Raw genomic sequence first — 13698 nt, forward strand, 5'->3', positions numbered from 1 at the left:
ACCAATAATAAGTGGACTGTTAGTAAGTGGATGGCAAGGAGCAGCGGTACAAATATTGGCAATATTAGCATCTACGTTAATATACATACCATTTGTTAAGGCGTTAGATAATCAATATAGAAAAGAAGAGTTAGGCACAAATAATAATTAAAAGATAATGTTAATCATAATACATAAATTAAGTTTATAACATTTTGAGGAGGATAAAAATATGAGAATAATGTTAGCTTGTTCGGCAGGTATGTCAACTAGTTTATTAGTAACAAAGATGAAAAAGGCAGCTGAGGAAAATGGAATCGAAGCTAAAATATGGGCTATATCAGAGGTAAATTTAGCTAGTGAAGTCGAAAATTGTGATGTTATCCTTTTAGGACCGCAAGTTAGATATATATTAAATAAGGCTACAGATATAGCTAATCCATACAATGTCCCAGTAGAGGTGATAAATATGATGCACTATGGTTCTTGTGATGGAAAAGCAGTTCTTGATAGAGCTATAGAATTATATAACGGAAAATAAATTTTAGGAGTACTAGATATGAGTGAAAAAATATTTGAAATATCATTTGGGATAATATCATATGCAGGTGATGCAAAGGGTTTAGCATTTGAAGCGATATCTTTAGCTAAAGAAGGTAAGATAGATGAAGCTAGAGAAACTATGATAAAGTCTAAAGAAGGAATAACTAAGGCTCATAGATTTCAAACTGAATTGATACAAGGTGAAGCTAGCGGAAATAAAACTGAAATGAGTGTTATTTTAGTTCATGCGCAGGATCATTTAATGAATGCTATGAATTTCCAACAATTAGCTGATGAATTCATAGATTTATATGAGAGAATAGAAAGTAAGTAATAATAAACATAAAGTGAACTCTACTTGCTAGAGTTCACTTTGTCATATAATAAATATAGAAATAGGATAAAGATATGAATTTACATAAGAGAATTTCACTAAATGCAAGAAATTTAACTAAGTTAGAGAAAGATATATTACACGAATTATTAGAAAATAAAAGCAGGTTTACATATAAAAAATTTACTATAACTAATATAGCAGATGAACTTTTAGTTAGTAAGACAAGTGTTCATAGATTATCAGAAAAATTAGGGTATGATAGTTTTATACAATTTAAAGATGATTATTTTAAAAGAAATGAAGAGAACGTAGATAAATCTAGTGAAAAAGATAATAATTTTGTGAATTTGATGTTAGATACATACAGTTTAGTTTCTGAATATATAAGTGAAGAAATAATAGATAGAATAAATACTTGCAAGAAAATAAATATATATGGTATGGGGATGAGTAATTACTTAGGAAAAATATTTCAAATAAAATTACAACTTCTTGGAATACCTGCGGAACAACATGATGACTCAAGGTTTATGAGACTATCTAGCCGTATATTAAGAAAAGAAGATGATTTAGTAATACTACTTTCAAGAAGTGGTGAAACACCTGAACTTTTAGAAGTATTAGTGGAAGCAAACCTTAGAGAAATAGATGTTGTATTAATAACAGAAACAAGAGGTTCTACTTTTGAAAGAATGAGTAAGTATATAATATATACCGGATGCACTCAAGATTCAGATGCTGATATTGACACAAGACTTAATTTTCATATAGCTATGGACATGCTTATAAAAAAATTTATAGAAAAATATAAAAAGAAGGTATAGATATGTACAATTTTGAAGAAATATTATCTCGAGAAGGTAATGGATCTAAAAAGTGGAATACAGAATATATAAATAGGAGATTTCCTAATCATAAAACTCCGTATTATCCGTTATTTATAGCAGATATGGATTATAAATTGCCACGAGAAATAAATATTAAATCAATGGAGTTTATTCAAAAAGGAGATTTTGGGTACTTTGACGTATTGAATAAATTTAGTGAATCTATATTTAACTGGTACAAAAACTTTAACGGAATATATATAAATAAAAACTGGATAATGCCTGGTATAGGAACATTAGCTTCTATGAATTTAGTAGTTAAAACTATGCTAAATCAAAATGATAATGTTTTAATATTTACTCCGGTTTATGGACCTTTTAAAGATATAGTAATAAACAATGAAGTAAATCTAATTACTCAAGCACTAAACCTTGTAAATAATAGGTATTACATTGATTTTGATGAGTTGGAAAGAAATATACTAAAAAATAATATAAAGTCTATATTAATGTGTAATCCACATAATCCATCAGGAAGAGTATGGAGTTATGATGAATTAAGTGAATTAGTAATTCTATGTAAAAAGCACAATATACTTTTAATATCTGATGAAGTTCATAGTGACTTAATACTAAACAACAATAAGTTTACTTCTATTATAGAGTTTAATAAAACATACGAAAATATAGTAGTTTGTTCATCTCCAAATAAAACATTTAATCTTGCAGGACTTAATTCTTCATTCTTACTTATGCCTAATATGGAAATATATGAAAAAATATCAAATTCATTTTTAAACAATAAGTTAGGTATAAATAGAGTGGGATATGAGTTTTTAGGTATTTGCTATGATAATGGGGAGACTTGGGTAAGGGAATTGGTAAAAAATATAGAATCTAATATAAATTTAGTAAAAGGTATATTAGATGTAGAAGGAATAATTATTATGAATCCGGAATCTGGATATCTATTATGGATAAAATTAGATAAAGTTGATGATGACTTAAATTTTGTAGAAAAACTAGCTAGAGAAACTGGGGTATTAGTGGAAACTGGAACTAGATTTGTAGCTAGTGAAAGTGGATATATAAGGATAAATATAGCTACTAGTAAACAAATTTTAGAAGAAGCAATGAATAAATTAGTAAAATTTTATTTAGAATTTATTAAAGAATAATTTTTATAAATTATAGAAGAAGATATTGATCAAATGGTCAATATCTTTTTTATTATATAGGAGCTATAATGATTTAAGATCTATGAAAAATTTAATGGTAATCAAATTCTTTACCAATGAATATAAAAAACATCTACGTGCTATAATAGTTTAAACTAATGAACGAAAGGTAGATGAAGGCATATGAAATACCAGCATATAATTGAAGTTAATAAAGATCTTTGCATTGGATGTGGACTTTGTAAAAATGACTGTCCAGTAAATAATATAGTTATAGAAAATAAAAAATCAGTAATTAAAAATCAAGACTGTCTAATGTGTGGGCACTGTGCAGCAATTTGTCCAGTGAGTGCTATTACACTTACAGGATTTGATGAACCACCAATAGAACTTACAGAAAAACCTAACTTAGATTCAGATGAATTACTAATGGCAATTAAATCAAGAAGAACGATACGTAATTTTAAAGATAAAGAAGTTTCGCCAGAGATTGTAAATCAAATTATTGAAGCGGGTAGATATACACCTAGTGCTAAAAATTCACAAGATGTTTCATATATTGTTTTAGATAAAGAAAAAGCAGTGTATGAGGAAGCAGCAGTGAAATTTTTTAGAAAAATAAAACCTGTTGCAAATATTGCAGTTAAATATTCAAAGGAAGTTTCAATTGATGACAACTTCTTTTTTAAGCATGCACCTATTGCAATAATGGTAGTTACAAAAGATAAGATTAGTGGTTCACTTGCAGCATCAAATATGGCGCTAATGGCAGAATCTTACGGTTTGGGGGTTTTATTTAGTGGATTGTTTTCAGATGTAGCAAATAATTCGCTAAATTTACGAAAGCTTTTAACTTTAAAACACGGTGATCATGTTATTACAACGCTAGTGATTGGGTACCCAAATGTTAAATATAGGCGTACTGTACAAAAAGAGGCAGCGAATGTTAGATATTTATAAGTAATGGAGGATATCATGGAAAAAGAATGTCAGGAAAGAATACAAGAAATAACATCTAAATTTAAAGGATGTCGTAAAGCTATTTCTGCTATGGGTGATGAAACTAGACAGTTGATTTTAATTACGCTTCTAGAGAGTGATTTTAATGGCATACGAGTGGGAGAAATTACAGAAAAAACACATCTTTCTCGTCCTGCTGTATCTCATCATCTTAAAATATTGAAAGAAGCAGAAATAGTTAATGTACGTAGAGAAGGAACAAAAAACTATTATTATCTTGATTCAAAAGAATCACAATGGAAATCACTAACAGAACTAATAAACCTTATATTTATTGGAATACAACATATTGGTGAAGATGATTTAAGAAAAGGTGAGTAAATCAAAGTGATTTAGTAAAAAACCAGTAAAATTAATTTTACTGGTTTTTATAATGGTTTAAATGATAAAAATATATTATTTTAAATAGTATCTTTCTTTATTTTGAGTATTATTTTTATACTCAATAGCTTTAGTAGGGCAACCACAAATACATGCCATACAATGAGTACATTTATTTCCCCAAACTGGATTTTGATTTTTTAAATTAATATTATTTAGAGGACATAGTGATACACATTTTCCACAGCCAATGCATTTATCAGTACAATGAAATCCTTTGGCATGAACAAATATCTTATAAAAACCTATGTTTGTTATACCACTTTTAATTGTGCCGCCTAAGCCGCTAGGGGAAATAGTTTTAAATTCATTTTCATCATTTATATCAGAAATAATTTTAGAGATTTGCTTATCTGCTTCTTTAATAATTTGTTTTGATGTTTCTTTATCTGGTGTAGAAAATAAAGCTATATAATTCTCTGGCATTTTAATTTCTACCATACCTTTTAGTTGCCATTCTTTATATTTACACAACTTTTGAATATAGTTTACGGCTTTTGCTGTATCTCCTCCACAAGTCATTACAAAGTAAACTTTGTTACTTCCTATAAATTCTGTTTTTTTTATAAATTCTGTAACCACTATTGGTAATCTCCATGCATAAGTAGGACATACGAATATGAATGGTTTATTTGTTGATATTAATTCATCTGTTTTTTCTTCTTTTATAAGTTGATTTAATGATATTAGTTCATCATTTAATTCTTGTGCAATTTTGCGAGCTACATATCGGCTATTACCAGTACCGCTAAAATATAAAATCATAATTATATCTCCCTAACTATTTTTTACTTTAACACTTAATACTTTTGCTCTAATAAGGTAATTTATGGATATATTGTATTATAATAAATATAAAATTTACTAGTTAAAAAAATTATAGCACATTAATATTTTTTATATTTATTGGTAAAGAATTTGGTTACCATTAAATTTTAGGGTCAAATTCGTGCTATCAATTTAAAATAAATTGAACTAAAAGCGAGGAAATTAGCAATCAATGACGAAATAATTAAAGATATACATTAAAAGAGAATACATCAGTTGGGAGACGTATTATGTTAGAGTCACAATTATTTTGGATAACTATTTATATAGTATCAACAGCTATAGAAAACTCAATTTTTAAATTTACAATGGACACATTTAGTAAAAAGAAAAAGAATGAATTAGTAACAGTATCAATGTTAGTAGTTATGACCGTGATAACAGTCATATTAACTATCATAGATATGGATATAAATATAAAATTAGCAATAGCAATTACTAACAGCTTAATTATATATTTATACAATTATGAAGAAAGCAAATTGAAGATTTTAATAATTTGTAGCATATATTGGTTGGGATTTTTAGGTACAGAGATTTTAGCTATAAATATTATCTTAGCTCTCTGTGGTATAGAAGATATTAATCAGTTATACTCAAATAAATTACTTTATTTAGAAGTGGTAATAGTAACAAAGCTATTATTAGCATTAATGGCTTGGATATTAAAAAGTATAAAAATACAATTTAACAAAAAATTAAATATAAAACAAAAAGAAATGATATTTATAGCAATACCAATACTTTCAAATTTTATAAATATATTAGTTTTGCATAGTTTTAGAACTGGAGCAATGGACAACTATGAATCTAAGGATTTTATTTTGGAAGTATCTACTAATTTATCGGCAATTTCAAACTTAGCATTGATATTTATTATTATAAAAGTAATTAAATCATTTGAATTGAGAATAGAAAATAAAGCTATAAAAGAAAAGGTGGAGTATCAGTATAATCATTATATTCAATTACAAAATGCACAACTTAAAGTTAGACAATTATATCATGATATGAACAATCATTTAATATGTATAGAAAATATGAACAAACAAAATGAAGAATCAAAAGAGTACATAGATAATCTAAAATCAGAACTTAATGAGTGGAAATCTATAAATACAACTGGGGACATGATATTAGACATTATATTAAGTGAAAAGAAATCAATATGTTCAGATAATAATATAGAATTTAATACAGATATAAATTTTAGAAATTGTAATTTTATAGAGATGATAGATGTGTGTACTATATTTTCAAATATTTTAGATAATTCAATAGAAGCATGCAATAAAATTGATACAGGAGATAAATATATAAAAATAGCTGGAAATATTATAAATAGATTCTTTGTTGTTAGGTGTGAAAACTCTAAGATTAATATTATTTCACAAAATCAAAATAAGATTTTCACAGATAAAAAAGACAAATTCTCACATGGACTAGGTATAAATAATATTAAAGATTGTGTTGAAAAATATAATGGAAATGTTTCAATAGATCATACAGAAAAAAAGTTTATAATAAATATTTATATACCAATATCAAGTTGCAGTGAAGTCAGACAAGGGGGAATAGACGATGAGCTTATCTATAGCAATTTGTGAAGATGAAAAATTTTATAGAGATACTTTAAGTGAATATATATGTGATATTTTAAATAAAGAAGATTTAGAATACGAATTGGTACAGTATCCAAATGGTAGTGAATTATTAAAAAACATTGATAAGAAGTTTGATATTTTATTTTTAGATATTGGCTTAGTAAATGAATGTGGAATGGATATAGCTAGAAAGATAAGAGACGTTGATTTAGATATTGAGATAATATTTACAACATCTATGGAAAGTTATGTTTTTGAGGCGTATGAAGTAAAGGCATATAGATACTTGGTAAAGCCAGTTAAATATGATTTGTTAAGTAAGCATTTAAATCAGTGTATAGTTGAAGTATTAGAAAAAAACGATATGATTGCTATTAAATCAAACAAGGATACATTGGTATTGCCTGCAAGTAAGATTTTATATATAGAAGTTATTAGAAAACACGTAACTATTTATACTGTTGATAAAGAATACAAAATTGAAATAAGTTTAAAAAAATTAGAACAGCAATTATTAAATTATAAATTTTTTAGATGTCATAATAGTTACTTAGTTAATTTAAAAGAAATAGATGAGATAAAAGATAAAACAATAATACTAAACGGATATGAAGTACCTGTTAGTAGAGCTAATTATAAGGAGCTACAAATGAAATTAGCACAGGTATTGGGAGAGATGTTATATAAATAAGAGTCTATCATTTAGATAGGCTTTTATTTTTTTGTACCAATTGTACCTTATATATGCAAGATATACTGATTTATTGAAAGCAAATAATCCACATGATATATTCTAAATAAATTAGTATATAGAAATTATAAAAGGGAGAATAAATATGTTAAATATTAAAAACTTGAAAAAAAAGTACTCTTCAAAAGGTGGAGAATATATAGCCTTAAATAATGTATCGTTGGATGTTAAAAAAGGAGAATTTGTATCCGTAATGGGACCATCGGGAAGTGGTAAAACTACCTTATTAAATTGTATATCAGGATTTATAAAAGGAGATGCAGGGGAGATATTACTTGATAATCAAAATATATTAAACTTAAAGGAAGAAGATCTAGCAAATGTGAGACAAAATAAACTAGGATTTGTATTTCAAGATTTTATGCTAATAAATGGACTTACAGTTTTAGAAAATGTTTATTTGCCACAAATAATAGCAAATAGAACTATTGAAGAAATGGAAAAAAGAACAAATAAATTACTAACATCATTTAGGATTTCAGATATCCAAAGTAAGTACCCGACAGAAATATCAGGAGGTCAGAAACAAAGAACAGCTGTGGCTAGAGCATTATCAAATAAACCATTAGTATTACTAGCAGATGAACCCACTGGAAATCTAGATTCAAAGTCAAGTATATCAGTTATAGAAGCATTTATAGATGCTAAAACAAATTTAGATGCAACTATATTTATGGTAACGCATGATGCATTTGCAGCTAGCTATAGCGATAGAGTTATAGCTTTAAAAGATGGTGAAATAGTAAGAGAGTTAGCTAGAAAGGGTACTCCAAGAGAATTTTCAAATGAAATTTTAGTATTTATGAATAGTATAAATGGTGTAGCATATGAAGCTTAATGATATATGTAAAAAACTGTTAAAATCAAATTTAAATAATTATAAGGTACTAATATTTTGTATCATACTAGGTACTATGTTATTTACATCTTATGGATTACTAATATTTAGTTCAACCGTAACAGATGTAATATCTGATAGTGGAAGCACACAAATGATAGCATACACTATTTATGGAGCATTCTCAATTGCATGTTTAATGTTTATACTATATTCTCATTCTTTATTTATGAAATATAAATCAAAAGAAATAGGTGTATTTATGTCTCTGGGTATAAATAGAAATAATGTAGTGGGTATATTATTAAAAGAATTAAAATATATCCTTCCAATAGCTTCTGTTGTAGGCATGATATTGGCACTACCTTTTACATATATAGTATGGATTTTTATAACAAGTATTGCTGGAAGTTCGCAAATAGTATATAAAATCGGATGGTTTGGATTTGTAGGTGGAGCTATATTTTCAGTTATGACTATTATGTTTTTAAGTAAAAAAACATCTAGATACGTACAAAAAATAGATATAATGAAGATATTAAAAATTTCTGAGGATATAGAACACGTAAAAGCTGGAAATTATAAATTAGGTTTTTTAGGACTAATTATGATTCCTATAGGAATCTTTTGTGCAACTTCAAATATGAGAGGTATACTACTGGATTCAGTACCTAGTGCTAAGTTTGTATTCTTTTTAATGATTATTATAGGGCTATATCTAGTTTGCGCAAGTTTTACTACGATGGGGGATTTGGCAAAGAGTGTTAGCAATAAAAATTACTATAAAAATATAATTTTTTATAATTTACTAAAATTAAAAGGTAAACAATATACAGCGACACTATTTACAGTAACAACATTAATAGCAATAACAATATTTGCAATGTGTTTTTCATTTGTGAATGTGCTAGGAAAAAATGAAATAGCAGAAATATTGGCCCCTTTTGATTTCTCAATATTAAAATCACAAAATCAAAATAATTTAATTGAAAAAGATACAATATATGAGATTGCTAATAAGAATGATACAAAAATAAATGATTATAATGAAATAGAACTTTTAACATTAGTTAAAAATTTCTCTCAAGAAGAAATAGATAGATATGGAGTTTATGTAGATCCTGAGCTATGTGTAAAAGAAAGTGACTACAATAAGCTATATAATGAAAATATAGATGTTAAACCAGGTATGTATTATATCGTATCTAGTGATAAAGGTACATTTAAAGTGAAAAGATATAAAAATATGGAACTTTCAGGACTTGGAAATGACAATAAATATATGTTAGAAAAGCAAGGAGATATATTTAAACAATTAATATTAGGCCAACAGGGTACTAATGGTTTTATATTAGATGATAAAGATTTTGAAAAATTAAAATCTCAAAGCCCAAGTGATGCCATTGAAACAAATGTATTATTTAATGTTGATAACTGGAAAAACTCATATGATTTTTATAAAGAATTAGAAAGTTGGTCAATATTAAATAATGAAGAAGGATTACTTATGTATGGGGGAGCATTTGATAGAGTATATAATGATATGTCTTTAGAATTTGTAAATGCTAATGAACTTTCTCCTACTGATTATAGAGATTGGCCATATAAAATAAACTCTAAAATATATATGACTACAGATGCATTGAAAATAGAAATGGTTTATCCATTATTGTTTGGATATATAGCACTACTATCACTTATTGCATCGGCTATGATATTATATATAAAAGTTTTAAATACATCATGGCAAGATAGCACAGTTTATAAAAATATTTCACTACTTGGAGCTAATAATAAGGCTATTAAATCAATAATTAGTAAGCAATTATTGATTATATTTATGATACCTACAGTAGTGGGAATTTCCTTAGGTGTAATGATACAAACAGCTATGACAGGTCAAAATTTAACAGCTGATATATATAGAAATTATGCTTTATTATTTTCACTTTTATTTGCTTTAGTTCAGATTTTAGTATTTGCTTTAGCTAGAAAAGTAATATTAAAAAAATCTATAAAATGTGAATTAACTTAGATAATTAATTGAATGTATTACTATCAAGTTGAGAGCATAAAAACTAAGAAAAAAAGTTCTAACTTCTAATGAATATAGGAGCTAGAACTTTTAAGTTTTTAATTAAATATAGTTAAAGATTGATATAAATCAGTTTGATTTTCTTCATTGTAACCAATACTGTTTACTTCACTTAATATGTTTGAAACTTTTGTAGATAGATATATTTCTTTAAAATTATTTGAAGATTTTATATCCTCTTGAATCCTAGAATCTAGAACGCTTGTACTAGTAGATTTTTCTATATTATTTTTTAATTTAGAAAATACATTGCTATAATTAGTATTATCCTTCTCTAATAAGTGAATTTGGTATAAATCATTCATTATAATCTTACTTTTATTTATTAAAGACATATCCATATTTAAACCATTAACTTCTAAATAATTTGTTCTTAAATCTATTAAAGATGGTACTGAAGATAAAATGACCATTGTGCTTTCATTTTTACTATCTTTATTAAGTAGTACTTCTTCCATCATTTTATTTAATGCTTGCATTTGAATATTATTTAAATTTTCCTCTTCGTGTGAAAGATTACGAGGTAATATAAGTTTACTAGCAATTAAAGATATAATTGCACCTACTATAACAAATACAACCCTATTCATTATAATAAAGTTAGGATCTGCTACAGATAATGCAGCAGAAGCAACTGCGGAGAATGTAATGAATATTACCATATCTCTATAATCAGACAAATATGACATTATATAACCAGAGGCTACTAACATTATAGTTCTTATACCAGGATCAGTAACTAAATTAAATAATATTGCTATTAGTACAGCTCCTATTATAGTACCAACAACTCTCTTTTTAGACTTAGATACAGTATATTCAGAGTGTGGTTGTGTTAATATAAATGCTGTATACAGAGCCCAATCTCCATATTCTATATTAAATATGTTTATAACAAAGTAACTTAATGAAACAACTAAACCTAACCTTATTGCATAAGTTACCCTAGGAGACTTTAAGTTTATATGTCTTTTATAAATATTTAAATTCTTACACTCATCAGAAATACATAGTTCATTTTTGATATATTTTTGTTTGTCATCAGCCTTAGAATATTCTTTTAATTCAGCATTTAAAACTTTAATAGTATTAATAAAATCATAAATATCTGTTAAATTAAAATCATATTCTTTGTATTTGTCTTCTAATTTAGATGTATCAATATAAGATGTTTTATCTTTTATATCTTTTAATATTTTAGATATATCATCTAAAAGTTCTGACTCTATATCTGAATTTTTCATGTTATTTAGTAAAATATTTATTTTTTCTAAACAAGATAGTATAGCAAAAGTATTTCTTCCACACTCTGTAAGATGTGATTCACTTTTCCCACTATTAAATATATCTGATTTTAATTGATTTATAGATATAGATAATGCATTATCTGATTGGTCAGTTCCTTTACCTGATTTTAATAATTCTATTTTTAATAAAAGATTATCTAATACAGAGTTTAAAATTTTATCTCTTGATTTAGATAATTTATTTTTATTAGCTAATAGTTGTGAAGCCATTATCATAAATGCTCCTGCAATTAATCCTAGAAGTCTTAATGGTAATTGTGAAACCGGTACTGGATTCATCATAAGTAATATATAGTGTAGAGCAATTAAGGCATAAACTGGTTTTTGCAGTTCATAAGTAAAGCGATACCCTATAAATGCTAATATAGCAAAGTTAAGTACTAATGCTAATATTAAGCTTTGTGAAGCTAAAAAGGCAGATAATCCAAACACTAGATTGATAACTATTAAACCAAGTAAATTTTTAACAGGATGTACAGTTAAATCTTTTGGAAGTAGGATTAGCATTAATACTATACTAGTAACCGCAAGTAGTGAATTTTCTTCTCCAAATATACTTTTGAATATACTCACTAATAAAACTATTACTATAAATAGCAAAGTTTTAGAAAAAATAAGTGACATAATCTCTTTTTTATTTTTATTCATTATACCGGTTCTCCTTATTGTCATATATCATGCTTGAGTTTTAATATTTATAAATAATATCATATATTTTTTTGTAAAACAATTTTTTGATACGGTATAAAATCGAATTTTATATTTTATAAAAATAAAAATATACGTATTCAAGTGTAGTATATATTTCTTATGAACGATATACTTCGACCAAATATGTATAAAACCTATAAAAAATATAATATTATTCATGAAAAATATTTTAAAATAAAATTATTTTATATTAAAATAAAATAGTTACACTAATGATTTTATTGATTTATATACTTAGACTAACATGATATATTAGAGTATAATTTTAGAATATAGAATATAGAATATAGAATATAAACTAATATTAATTCAGATTAAGAAATTAGAAAGGTTAGAAGAAGAATGATAAGACCAATTGTAAAGGATATACTATTTTTAGAACAAAAATCAGAGCCTGCAACAAAAGAGGACGTAGAAGTTATTAACGACTTAATGGATACACTAAGAGCAAACTTAGAACATTGTGTAGGATTAGCAGCTAATATGATAGGAGTAAAAAAACGTATACTGGTATTTACTGTGGGAAATGTCATAGTTCCTATGGTAAATCCAATTATATTAAAAAAAGAGAAGCCTTATGAAGCGGAAGAGAGCTGTCTATCTTTAACTGGTTCCAGAAAAACAACAAGGTATGAAACAATAGAGGTAGAGTATCTAGATATAAACTTCAATAAACATAAACAAATATTTACAGGATTTACTGCACAGATTATTCAGCATGAAGTAGATCATTTTAAAGGCATAATAATCTAATGTAAAATAATGTTTGTAGTATAAAGTAAAGGGATAATCGAGAGTATTTCTCAAAAAGTAACTAATTAATTGGTTTAGTATATATAAAAAGGTAAAACAATAAAACTGTGAATACTGGCACCTAATTTCATAAAGTGTACTATAACTAGAACACTTCGAGAATGATTTTTAAACACTTATTTCGATAAGTGTTTTTATTTTTTTAATTAAATAACATAAGGATTTTACACATTAGATTTATGTTTTTTATATTGAAATGAATGTTTAAAAAAGCTGATGAATTATAAGATAATAAAAAACAAATTGACAACGTTTTCAACTTGTTATAATATGTAATAAACAACTTGTTATATAATGTTATAAAAAAATTACGTAAGGAGGTGTTAAGAATGAATGGAAAAAAGCAAAATAATGAAATAGACTTAGAAGTAAATTCATTTATTCCTTTATACCAGCAATTATATGACAATATAAGAAAAAAAATAGCAGCTGGTATATATAAACCAGGCGACAAACTTCCATCAGAGGGAGACTTATGTAAAGAGT

The 13698-nt window shown here is 26.0% G+C and carries 14 protein-coding genes; 12 read left to right on the forward strand and 2 right to left on the reverse strand.

Annotated elements, in window-relative coordinates:
• Nucleotides 1–211 precede the first annotated feature (211 nt).
• The 6 genes from CHL78_RS17265 to CHL78_RS17290 all read left to right on the forward strand — a co-directional run bounded on the left by CHL78_RS17265 (nucleotide 212) and on the right by CHL78_RS17290 (nucleotide 4205).
• Nucleotides 212–520, forward strand: a complete 309-nt coding sequence (locus CHL78_RS17265) for a PTS sugar transporter subunit IIB (RefSeq protein WP_094369749.1) — start codon at nucleotides 212–214, stop codon at nucleotides 518–520.
• An 18-nt stretch (nucleotides 521–538) separates the two neighbouring features.
• A complete protein-coding gene (locus CHL78_RS17270; RefSeq protein WP_094369750.1) occupies nucleotides 539–856 on the forward strand; it encodes a PTS lactose/cellobiose transporter subunit IIA in 318 nt (105 codons plus the stop codon).
• Between the two features lie 74 nt (nucleotides 857–930).
• A complete protein-coding gene (locus tag CHL78_RS17275) occupies nucleotides 931–1683 on the forward strand; it encodes a MurR/RpiR family transcriptional regulator (RefSeq protein ID WP_094369751.1) in 753 nt (250 codons plus the stop codon).
• A gap of 2 nt (nucleotides 1684–1685) precedes the next feature.
• Complete coding sequence (locus CHL78_RS17280) at nucleotides 1686–2864, forward strand: MalY/PatB family protein (RefSeq protein ID WP_094369752.1); 1179 nt, start codon at nucleotides 1686–1688, stop codon at nucleotides 2862–2864.
• Between the two features lie 183 nt (nucleotides 2865–3047).
• A complete protein-coding gene (locus CHL78_RS17285; RefSeq protein ID WP_094369753.1) occupies nucleotides 3048–3824 on the forward strand; it encodes a nitroreductase family protein in 777 nt (258 codons plus the stop codon).
• A gap of 15 nt (nucleotides 3825–3839) precedes the next feature.
• On the forward strand, nucleotides 3840–4205 hold the full coding sequence (locus CHL78_RS17290; RefSeq protein WP_094369754.1) for an ArsR/SmtB family transcription factor: 366 nt from the start codon (nucleotides 3840–3842) through the stop codon (nucleotides 4203–4205).
• 75 nt (nucleotides 4206–4280) lie between these two features.
• Here the strand turns inward: CHL78_RS17290 and CHL78_RS17295 are convergent, their stop codons facing one another.
• Entirely contained in the window at nucleotides 4281–5030 is a 750-nt protein-coding gene (locus CHL78_RS17295) for an EFR1 family ferrodoxin (protein ID WP_094369755.1), read from the reverse strand.
• Nucleotides 5031–5323: 293 nt separating this feature from the next.
• Here CHL78_RS17295 and CHL78_RS17300 point away from each other — a divergent pair, with 293 nt between their 5' ends.
• The 4 genes from CHL78_RS17300 to CHL78_RS17315 all read left to right on the forward strand — a co-directional run bounded on the left by CHL78_RS17300 (nucleotide 5324) and on the right by CHL78_RS17315 (nucleotide 10321).
• Nucleotides 5324–6700, forward strand: coding sequence for an ATP-binding protein (locus CHL78_RS17300; RefSeq protein WP_094369756.1), 1377 nt, complete (start codon nucleotides 5324–5326; stop codon nucleotides 6698–6700).
• Nucleotides 6675–7388: a LytR/AlgR family response regulator transcription factor gene (locus CHL78_RS17305; protein WP_094369757.1), complete on the forward strand. Its 714-nt coding sequence runs from the start codon at nucleotides 6675–6677 to the stop codon at nucleotides 7386–7388. The genes CHL78_RS17300 and CHL78_RS17305 overlap by 26 nt, the downstream gene beginning before the upstream one ends.
• Nucleotides 7389–7533: 145 nt before the next feature.
• Nucleotides 7534–8286, forward strand: a complete 753-nt coding sequence (locus CHL78_RS17310) for an ABC transporter ATP-binding protein (RefSeq protein WP_094369758.1) — start codon at nucleotides 7534–7536, stop codon at nucleotides 8284–8286.
• Nucleotides 8276–10321: an ABC transporter permease family protein gene (locus CHL78_RS17315; RefSeq protein WP_094369759.1), complete on the forward strand. Its 2046-nt coding sequence runs from the start codon at nucleotides 8276–8278 to the stop codon at nucleotides 10319–10321. The genes CHL78_RS17310 and CHL78_RS17315 overlap by 11 nt, the downstream gene beginning before the upstream one ends.
• 98 nt (nucleotides 10322–10419) lie before the next feature.
• On the opposite strand, the gene CHL78_RS17320 is transcribed toward CHL78_RS17315, so the two are convergent.
• Nucleotides 10420–12336 (reverse strand): FUSC family protein, encoded by a 1917-nt coding sequence (locus CHL78_RS17320; RefSeq protein ID WP_158540726.1) that lies wholly within the window; start codon nucleotides 12334–12336, stop codon nucleotides 10420–10422.
• 405 nt (nucleotides 12337–12741) lie between these two features.
• Between CHL78_RS17320 and CHL78_RS17325 the strand changes: the two genes are divergently transcribed.
• Nucleotides 12742–13152 (forward strand): peptide deformylase, encoded by a 411-nt coding sequence (locus tag CHL78_RS17325; protein ID WP_094369761.1) that lies wholly within the window; start codon nucleotides 12742–12744, stop codon nucleotides 13150–13152.
• Nucleotides 13153–13541: 389 nt separating this feature from the next.
• Nucleotides 13542–13698, forward strand: a 157-nt coding sequence (locus CHL78_RS21525; RefSeq protein ID WP_199534100.1) for a GntR family transcriptional regulator, incomplete at its 3' end; no start/stop codon positions are given.

This window comes from Romboutsia weinsteinii (assembly GCF_002250835.2).
GTDB lineage: Bacteria > Bacillota > Clostridia > Peptostreptococcales > Peptostreptococcaceae > Romboutsia_A > Romboutsia_A weinsteinii.

Coding starts and splice junctions, on each gene's coding strand:
- CHL78_RS17290 (WP_094369754.1), top strand. CDS start 3,840: ATGGAAAAAGAATGTCAGGAAAGAATACAAGAAATAACATCTAAATTT.
- CHL78_RS17285 (WP_094369753.1), top strand. CDS start 3,048: ATGAAATACCAGCATATAATTGAAGTTAATAAAGATCTTTGCATTGGA.
- CHL78_RS17320 (WP_158540726.1), bottom strand. CDS start 12,336: ATGAATAAAAATAAAAAAGAGATTATGTCACTTATTTTTTCTAAAACT.
- CHL78_RS17270 (WP_094369750.1), top strand. CDS start 539: ATGAGTGAAAAAATATTTGAAATATCATTTGGGATAATATCATATGCA.
- CHL78_RS17310 (WP_094369758.1), top strand. CDS start 7,534: ATGTTAAATATTAAAAACTTGAAAAAAAAGTACTCTTCAAAAGGTGGA.
- CHL78_RS17275 (WP_094369751.1), top strand. CDS start 931: ATGAATTTACATAAGAGAATTTCACTAAATGCAAGAAATTTAACTAAG.
- CHL78_RS17280 (WP_094369752.1), top strand. CDS start 1,686: ATGTACAATTTTGAAGAAATATTATCTCGAGAAGGTAATGGATCTAAA.
- CHL78_RS17305 (WP_094369757.1), top strand. CDS start 6,675: ATGAGCTTATCTATAGCAATTTGTGAAGATGAAAAATTTTATAGAGAT.
- CHL78_RS17295 (WP_094369755.1), bottom strand. CDS start 5,030: ATGATTTTATATTTTAGCGGTACTGGTAATAGCCGATATGTAGCTCGC.
- CHL78_RS17315 (WP_094369759.1), top strand. CDS start 8,276: ATGAAGCTTAATGATATATGTAAAAAACTGTTAAAATCAAATTTAAAT.
- CHL78_RS17325 (WP_094369761.1), top strand. CDS start 12,742: ATGATAAGACCAATTGTAAAGGATATACTATTTTTAGAACAAAAATCA.
- CHL78_RS17265 (WP_094369749.1), top strand. CDS start 212: ATGAGAATAATGTTAGCTTGTTCGGCAGGTATGTCAACTAGTTTATTA.
- CHL78_RS17300 (WP_094369756.1), top strand. CDS start 5,324: ATGTTAGAGTCACAATTATTTTGGATAACTATTTATATAGTATCAACA.